At 64.7% G+C, this 7,565-nt stretch carries 9 protein-coding genes; 3 read left to right on the plus strand and 6 right to left on the minus strand.

The window, feature by feature from the left end; translation table 11 throughout:
• The coding region (locus tag EN939_RS13700) for a beta-ketoacyl synthase N-terminal-like domain-containing protein (protein ID WP_272483090.1) at positions 1-477 on the minus strand (477 nt) is incomplete at its 3' end.
• 44 nt (positions 478-521) lie between these two features.
• Complete coding sequence (locus EN939_RS13705; RefSeq protein WP_127268435.1) at positions 522-1,100, minus strand: TetR/AcrR family transcriptional regulator; 579 nt, start codon at positions 1,098-1,100, stop codon at positions 522-524.
• 79 nt (positions 1,101-1,179) lie between these two features.
• On the opposite strand from EN939_RS13705, the gene EN939_RS13710 reads away from it, so the two are divergent.
• From EN939_RS13710 to EN939_RS13720, 3 genes are all read left to right on the plus strand, one after another.
• Positions 1,180-1,539, plus strand: a complete 360-nt coding sequence (locus EN939_RS13710) for a hypothetical protein (RefSeq protein ID WP_127268436.1) — start codon at positions 1,180-1,182, stop codon at positions 1,537-1,539.
• Positions 1,540-1,627: 88 nt separating this feature from the next.
• Positions 1,628-2,086 (plus strand): nuclear transport factor 2 family protein, encoded by a 459-nt coding sequence (locus tag EN939_RS13715; protein WP_127268437.1) that lies wholly within the window; start codon positions 1,628-1,630, stop codon positions 2,084-2,086.
• A 222-nt stretch (positions 2,087-2,308) separates the two neighbouring features.
• Positions 2,309-2,596 (plus strand): hypothetical protein, encoded by a 288-nt coding sequence (locus tag EN939_RS13720; RefSeq protein ID WP_127268438.1) that lies wholly within the window; start codon positions 2,309-2,311, stop codon positions 2,594-2,596.
• Between the two features lie 131 nt (positions 2,597-2,727).
• On the opposite strand, the gene EN939_RS13725 is transcribed toward EN939_RS13720, so the two are convergent.
• From EN939_RS13725 to EN939_RS13740, 4 genes are all read right to left on the minus strand, one after another.
• Positions 2,728-4,131, minus strand: a complete 1,404-nt coding sequence (locus tag EN939_RS13725; protein WP_127268439.1) for an MATE family efflux transporter — start codon at positions 4,129-4,131, stop codon at positions 2,728-2,730.
• Positions 4,132-4,298: 167 nt separating this feature from the next.
• Complete coding sequence (locus EN939_RS13730) at positions 4,299-5,885, minus strand: FGGY-family carbohydrate kinase (protein WP_127268440.1); 1,587 nt, start codon at positions 5,883-5,885, stop codon at positions 4,299-4,301.
• A complete protein-coding gene (locus EN939_RS13735; RefSeq protein WP_127268441.1) occupies positions 5,882-6,565 on the minus strand; it encodes an HAD family hydrolase in 684 nt (227 codons plus the stop codon). The genes EN939_RS13730 and EN939_RS13735 overlap by 4 nt, the downstream gene beginning before the upstream one ends.
• Before the next feature lie 15 nt (positions 6,566-6,580).
• On the minus strand, positions 6,581-7,565 hold a 985-nt coding region (locus EN939_RS13740; protein WP_164750981.1), incomplete at its 5' end, for a mannitol dehydrogenase family protein.

Below are 7,565 nucleotides of genomic sequence, written 5' to 3' on the forward strand. Positions count from 1 at the left end.
ACCATGACGGATCGAGATGTGGCCCGCCGCGAGGTTTACCAGGAAGGACGGCACCGTAAAGGGAGACAGGCGGCGGGCGCCACGCAGGTCCACCGTGCGCACCGCCTCGGTGATGGCGGGGAACCCGCCGACCCCTGAAGCGATGATCGTGGCCGTGCGCAGGCGATCGGTTTCCAGGGCAGGCTTCCATTGCGCCTGCGCCAGCGCCTCTTCCGCCGCGGCCAGCGCGAAGAGAATGAACCGGTCCACCTTGCGTTGATCCTTCGCCGACAGGACGGCATCGGCATCGAAACCAGCCTCCGGATCTTCGCCCAGGGAGGGAACCACGCCGCCAATCTTAGCCGGCAGATCTCCCACCACATCGTCAGGAAGCCTGCGAACGCCCGACCGGCCGGCAAGCAGGCGTGACCAGGACGCTTCGACATTGGCGGCAAGGGGCGTGACCGCTCCCATGCCCGTGACGACAATCCGTTGCATCTGCTCTCCTGTCCTTGGTGTGCCGGCGGCGCTGCTCGCGCCGTTCAAGCGGCGACTGCTTCGCGAACCTGATCGGCCGCCGCATCCAGAAAAGCCTGTGCAAGGTCGGGGTCGTTGACGACCCGCGAGAGCACGACCGCGCCGACCATCGTCGAGAGAACGGCCATTGCCTTGTTGCCGGTCTTTTCGCTGTCGCCCTCGCCAACCCAACCGCCGAGCATCTCAAGGTACGCCTTGATGCCGACTTCGAATGATGCCTTCACCTCGGCACCTTGCCTGGCCGCATCCGAGCCGAGCGCAACGACCGGGCAGCCGTCCATCTTTTCCCCGCGATGGTCCATGCTGAGGTAGAATGAGATCACCCCGTCGAGCGGGCTCCCAGGATGTGCGGCGGTCGCGGCCGACCATTTGTGGGTGGCGCTTTCCATCGCGCGCCTGGACGCCAGCGCCGCCAGATCGTCCTTCGACTCGAATTGCTTGTAAAAGGCGCCCTGGGTCAGCCCGGCACCCTTCATCAGATCCTTGAGGCCGATGCCGTCAAAGCCGCGCTCCCGAAAAAGCCGGCTTGCCACATTGATCACGGTCTCGCGGTTTTCCGCGGCCTGAGTGCGACTCACACGCATCGTCATCTCCTTTTTAGATTGCATTCGTAATCTATACCCTATATAGAGGGTGAACGCAATCTAAAAAAGGACAAATGAGATGATCCCCAAAACCCTGAGCGCCTCGCTGCTGGCAGCGCTGTTTCTTGCAACCCCGGCTCTTGCCGAGGAAGCCACCATCGGACGCCCGATCGAAGGCGGCAGCCTGCACCAGGGACACCTGGACATGGTGGCCTACTACGTTCCGCGCGGCGACCTGCTTGAGGTCACCGCCACTTTCGCACCGAAGGCCGGGGGTGATCCGCTGCGGGTTGTCATGGGCCTCGCCAACAGTGACGCTGTGTCGTTTTCCATACCGGGCTACCCGGGCTCGCTCTACGCGTTCTCAAGGTCCGGTAAGGAAGTGACGGTCTCGACCGAGACTGACACATCCCTGCGAGCCGACGCGACAATGCCCTGACCTGACGCGCAGGCCCGCGGCCGCGCGATGCTGGCCGGGGCTCTCGCGTCGGAACGGCGCGCCACCAATAAGTTCGGAGAGAGGTCACATGCTTTACAGCTATTTTGTCGAGAAATCGATCCGGCAGAGCTTCGACGACGTCAACAACCATCGCTGGGACGCGGCGGTGAAGGCCATCGCGCCGCATGTCCATCACCGGGTTGGTGGCGCCCACGCGCTTGGTGGGGAGCGCCACGACAAGCAAGCCCTGCGCCGCTGGTTCGAGCGCCTCGGCCGTGTTCTGCCCACTCTCCATCTCACGGTCAACCACGTCTGGGTGAAGGGTTGGCCGTGGCATACCACCGTGTTTGCCCAGTGGGATGGCACCGCAACCCTGCTCAACGGCGATACGTCCTACATCAACCGTGGTCTCCACGTGTTCACGCTGCGGTGGGGCACGGTTCATGCGCTCGAGGAGTTTTACGATTCACAGGCGGCGGCGCGCGGTCTCGCCGCTCAAGCCGCAGCCGGCCTCGAAGAGGCTGTCGCCGAACAGATAACAAGCTGAAGCGCGGTTCGAGGACGGCCGGGTTGCCCATGCGCCGACCGGCTCGGGTCCCGAGCCATCTCCGCTGCCGCGCTCCAACTTGTTGCAAGACGTTCAAATTTGAGCTTCCGCACTCATGCTTTGTCGAGAGTATCTCCCGTATTCACTTAAACGGTCTGCGCCGTAGTTTTTAGCCGTTCTGAATCGCCGTCGGCGACGATGACGACGAAATAGGAGAACGCAATGACTCGCAATCACGTTGAACGTCTTGGAGAGTTCCGGGAAATCCTGGTCGCAACCCGACGCGAAGGAGTCCGCAACGTGCACCATACCCGCGATGCAATGCGGGCAAGTGGCTTTCAGATAGGGGACAGCGATGGCTCCAGCTACGGAGCCGAGCTGAAGGCGCTCCAGGAAGAAATTGAGGCAGTCGATCGCGCCATCGAAGACGAGAAGCGGTTGGCCCAGGCCCTCGAGAGCGCAGCTCAATCCCGCCGGCCGAGCAAGCCGAGAATCGTGAAGGGAACATAGTTCCGCTCTCGGCCGAGACGTTCATTGCCTCGGTGCCAAGCGCCGGCTCACGGCACGAACGTTTCTGCAGGCGCCGCTTAATCAGCTACAATATTGGGACATAGCGGCCGCCAAACCGGCACTGTCCTGTTTCAATGCCCAAACTCCAGCGGCGGCGCCAACCGGTCGCGCCGCAGCCAGCGCGCCAGAAGCAGCGCGGCCACCACGGCCAGCCCCGTCGACAGGCCGATCCAGATGCCGACGCCATGCAGGCCGAAATGGAAGGCGAGCAGCACGCCGAGCGGCAGGCCGACGCCCCAATAGCCGATCGCGGCATAGATCATCGGCACCTTGGTGTCGTGCAGGCCGCGCAGCATGCCGGCGGCCACCGCCTGGGCGCCGTCGAAGACCTGGAACAGCGCCGCGAAGACGAGGAACGACACGGCAAGTTCGATCACCCTGGCATTGGCCGGATTGCCCAGATCGATGAAGGCGCTGATCAGCGGATGCGGCCACAGGATCATCACCAGCCCCATCAGCGCCATGAACGAGACACCGATGACGAAAGCGGTCCAGCCGGCGCGCGAAACGCCTTCCGGATTACCGGCGCCGTGCGCAAGGCCGACGCGCACCGTCACCGCCTGGTTGAGGCCGAGCGGCACCATGAAGGAGATCGAGGCGATCTGGATGGCGATCGCGTGCGCGGCCAGCGAATCCGCGTCGATCAGGCCCATCAGCAGGGCCGCCGCATTGAAGATCGTCACCTCGAAGGCGAGAATGCCGGCGATCGGCAGGCCGAGCCGCAGCAGACCCTTGAAGCGCGGCCAGTCGGACCGCCAGAAGCGCCCGAACAGACGGTAGCGGCGGAACTTCTTCTCCAGCATCACCACGGCAGCCATGCCGATGAACATCAGCGCTGAGGACAGCGAGGTGGCAAGGCCCGACCCGGCAATGCCCATTGCCGGCACGCCGAGATTGCCGAACATGAACACCCAGTTGAAGAAGACGTTGCAGGCGACGGCGACGAAGACGATGACCAGCGCCCAGCCCGGCCGTTCCAGCGCCGAGATGAACGAGCGCAGCACGATATAGCCGTAGAACGGCAGCACCGCCCATTCGAGCCAGCGCAGATAGATGCCGGCCTGACGGGCGAGCGCCGGGTCCTGGCCCATCGCCAGCAGAATGCCTTCGCCGTGCCAAAGCACGAGCCAGATCGGAATCGAGATCAGGATCGCCAGCCACAGGCCCTGGCGCACGGTGCGGCGCAGGTCGCGCACCGAATAGCGGCGGCGGCCGAGCTCGGTGGCGATCATCGGCGAGGTCGCCAGCATCAGGCCGAGGCCGAAGATCAGCGGCATGAAATAAAGGTTGGCGCCAAGCGCGCCGCTGGCCAGCGTATCCGGCCCCAGACGACCCATCATCATGACGTCGGTGGCCGTCATCGCGGTCTGGCCGAGATTGGTCAGCACCATCGGCCAGGCAAGCGCCAGCGTCGCCCTGATTTCCTGACGCCAAAGACTTTCCGGCGCGCGAGCGCCGGCTTCGATCGCAGACATTGTTCCGCTCTTTCCAGCTACGGCACGTCGGCCAGAGCCGGAAGCCGCATGTCAAACGGCAAAACCTTCGGTTTCGCGGCGTTTGCGTCAGCTTCTGGACGAAACGCGACATGAAGGCAAGAGAGGAGGGACAGGAACGGATTGAGCCAGCGACCGGCCCCGATGCTCTAGCGGATCGCGTCCAGCATCCGCCGCTGGCGGTGCATCTCGAGGAAAACCTTGTAGTCGCGCTCGAAACGCCCTGATGATTTCGGGTTCGACGGGCGCGTCCGGCCGCCTTGCTGCATGGCAAGACAGGCGGCGTTGAGGTCGGGAAACAGCCCGGCTGCGGTGGCGGCGATCATGCCGGTGCCGAGCAGCACCGCCTCGTCGGCCAGCGGCTCGATCACCGTGCAGCCGGTGGCGTCGGCATAGAGCTCCATCAGCAGCGGGTTCTTGGTGTGGCCGCCGGTGACGTGCAGCGTGTCGATCAGATAGCCATTTTCGTTCAGTGCCTCCAGCACGTGGCGCACGCCGAGCGCGATGCCGACGGCGGTGCGCCAGTAGAGCTTGCACAGGCTGTCGAAGGAGGAGTCCAGCGTCAGCCCGCTGACGACGCCGACCGCATGCGGATCGGCGAGCGGTGAGCGGTTGCCATGAAAGTCGGGCAGCACATGCAGCCTTGCGGCGAGGTTGTCGCCCTCGGTGGCGCGCAGCTCGGCGACACGCCCGGCGATCTTCGCATGCATGGCGGCATCCGGCTCGCCGCCGGCGCCGTGCCAGCGGATGATGTGGTCGAGCAGGGCGCCGGTCGCCGACTGGCCGCCTTCCGACAGCCACAGTCTCGGCAGCGCCGCGCCGTAGTATGGCCCCCAGACGCCGGCGAAAGGCTGCGGATCGGGCGACATCGCCATCACGCAGCTCGATGTGCCGGCGATCAGCGCCAAATGCCGGCCGATGTCCTGTTCGTCGCCGGCAAAGCCGCCGAGCACGCCAAGCGCGCCGGCATAGGCATCGATGACCCCGGCGCCGACCCGGCATTTCTCGCTCAGCCCAAGCTCGGCCGCCGCTTGCGCCGTCAATCGACCGATATCGGCGCCGACCGGGCTGGCTTTTTCCGGCAGGCTGCCGTGCTCGAAAAGATCGTCGAGGCCGACGAGTTCGAAGAAATCGCGCCGCCAGCCTGTCTCCTCATGCGCCAGATAGGTCCATTTGGCGGTCAGCGTGCATTGCGAGCGGGCCAGCGAGCCCGTCGCTTGCCAGGTCAGGAAATCGGTCAGGTCGAATAAATAGCCGGCTTCATTCCACGTCCGCGGCAAATTGCGCTTCAGCCACATCAGCTTCGGCGTCGCCATTTCCGGCGACATGACGCCGCCGATGTAATTCAGCACGGCGTGGCCGCTTGCCGTGCATTCGTCGGCCTCGGCGATGGCGCGGTGGTCGAGCCAGACGACGGTGTCCCAGCGCTTGTCGCCGGTGACCGAGACGCTGAGCTGGCCGCCTTGCCGGTCGCGCACCACCAGCGAACAGGTGGCATCGAAGGAGATGCCGACAATGTCCTCAGGCTCGACACCGGCTTTTTCGCGGGCAGCGCGCACGGCGGTGCAGACGGCCGACCAGATATCGCGCGAATCATGCTCGGCGTGATCGGGCTTCGGCTGGTTCATGGCGATCGGCCGCTCGGCGCGGCCGAGCAAGGTGCCTGTGGTGTCGAGAATGCCCGCGCGAGCGCTCCCGGTGCCGACATCGACCGCGCAAACGAACTGTTTCGTCAAGATGCTCTGTCTCTCGCTCCCAGGCCTGCAATCAGATCGGGCAATTGCAGCATGTCAGCGAATATAAAGTCCGGCTCACTCGACGCAAGCCGCGCTTTCAAGGTCGGGTTGCCGGCATGCGAGCCGCCGGTGAAGGCAAACACGCGCATCCCCGCCGCGCGCGCAGCAATGATGCCGGCCGGGCTGTCCTCGACGACGAGGCATTTGCGCGGATGAGCCCGCATGCTGGCGGCGGCATGCAGGAACAGATCCGGCGCCGGCTTTCCCTTGGCCACCATGGTGGCACTGAACAGGTGCGGCTCCATCAGCCCAAGCAATCCGGTGACGTCGAGCGCGTAGCGGATGCGGTCGAGCGTGCCCGAGGACGCGACACAGAACGGCAGCCCAAGCTTCGGCAGTATCTTCTTGACGCCGGCGATCGGCTTCAGCTCCTCGCGGAATTTGCGCATCAGTTCGACGCGCATCTCGGTCAGGTGCAGGTCTGTGATATCGAGCCCGAAGTCGCGGCCGAGGATCTCGCGCACGCTTTTCATGCTCCTGCCGAGGAAATGCTCGTAGGCGGCATCCTCACTGACGCTGCCGCCGGCGACTTTGACCATGCCGAGCAGCGCCGAGACGGAGAGCGCCTCGCTGTCGACCAGCACGCCATCGCAGTCGAAGATGACCAGTTCAGGCGTCATGGCCGAGAATGGCTCTCAGAGCTTGCCGGCGAGGTAGCGCGTCAGCGTCGCGCGCGCGCCATTCGCCCACAGCACGTTGAGCGCATGGGCGAAGGCCTCGACAAACGCCGTCGCGCGGCCGACATCGCCATAGATGTCCTCCATGGCAAGCCAGGCGGCGGGAGCATCCTTTGCCGCTTTTGCCGTTGCCTGCAGCCGGCCCCAGCTCGGATCGTTGGGCTCGATGACGGCGCCGCTATCCGTCGTGCCGAAGCAGTAGCGGCACCATAGCGCCGATTCCAGCGCCAGGCCCGCGACGCTCTTTCCGGCCTTCAGCCGGTCGGCGATGGTCGGGATGATGAATTTCGGCTGGCGGTTGGAGCCGTCGAGGCAGAGCCGGCGCACCGTGTCGCCGATCTTGGGATTGGAAAAGCGGCTCTCGATGAGCTGGTAATAATCTTCCAGGACCGTGTCCGGCACCGGCGGCACGGTCGGAATGATTTCCTCCCGTTCGAGCTTGGCCAGAAACCCGCTCACCAGCGGCTCCTGCATCGCCTCATGGACGAAATGGATGTCCATCAGGCCGGCCGGATAGGCAATCGTCGCGTGGCCGCCATTGAGGATGCGGATCTTCATCAATTCGTAGGGCGCAACGTCTTTGACGAACTGCACGCCGACCTTTTCCAGCGGCGGCCGGCCGCCGGTGAAATGGTCCTCCAGCACCCATTGCCGGAACGGCTCGCAGAACACCGGCCAGTTGTCCTCAAGGCCAAAGTCCTTGGCGAGGATGCCGCGTTCGCGGTCGGTGGTCGCCGGCGTGATGCGATCGACCATACCATTCGGGAAGGCGACATGCTCGCTGACCCAGTTCGCCAGATCCTCGTCGATCAAACGGGCCAGGCCGATGACGCCGTCCGAGGTGACATGGCCGTTGTGGGGAATGTTGTCGCACGACATGACCGTGAACGGCACGGTGCCTTCATCGCGCCGCCGCACCAGCCCGGCAAGGATGATGCCGAAC

This window comes from Mesorhizobium sp. M7A.F.Ca.CA.002.05.1.1, from assembly GCF_003998335.1.
Taxonomy (GTDB): Bacteria; Pseudomonadota; Alphaproteobacteria; order Rhizobiales; family Rhizobiaceae; genus Mesorhizobium.

Bases quoted from the DNA above. Each gene is read 5' to 3' on its own strand.
- EN939_RS13705 (WP_127268435.1), bottom strand. From the start codon at position 1,100: ATGCGTGTGAGTCGCACTCAGGCCGCGGAAAACCGCGAGACCGTGATC.
- EN939_RS13710 (WP_127268436.1), top strand. From the start codon at position 1,180: ATGATCCCCAAAACCCTGAGCGCCTCGCTGCTGGCAGCGCTGTTTCTT.
- EN939_RS13715 (WP_127268437.1), top strand. From the start codon at position 1,628: ATGCTTTACAGCTATTTTGTCGAGAAATCGATCCGGCAGAGCTTCGAC.
- EN939_RS13720 (WP_127268438.1), top strand. From the start codon at position 2,309: ATGACTCGCAATCACGTTGAACGTCTTGGAGAGTTCCGGGAAATCCTG.
- EN939_RS13725 (WP_127268439.1), bottom strand. From the start codon at position 4,131: ATGTCTGCGATCGAAGCCGGCGCTCGCGCGCCGGAAAGTCTTTGGCGT.
- EN939_RS13735 (WP_127268441.1), bottom strand. From the start codon at position 6,565: ATGACGCCTGAACTGGTCATCTTCGACTGCGATGGCGTGCTGGTCGAC.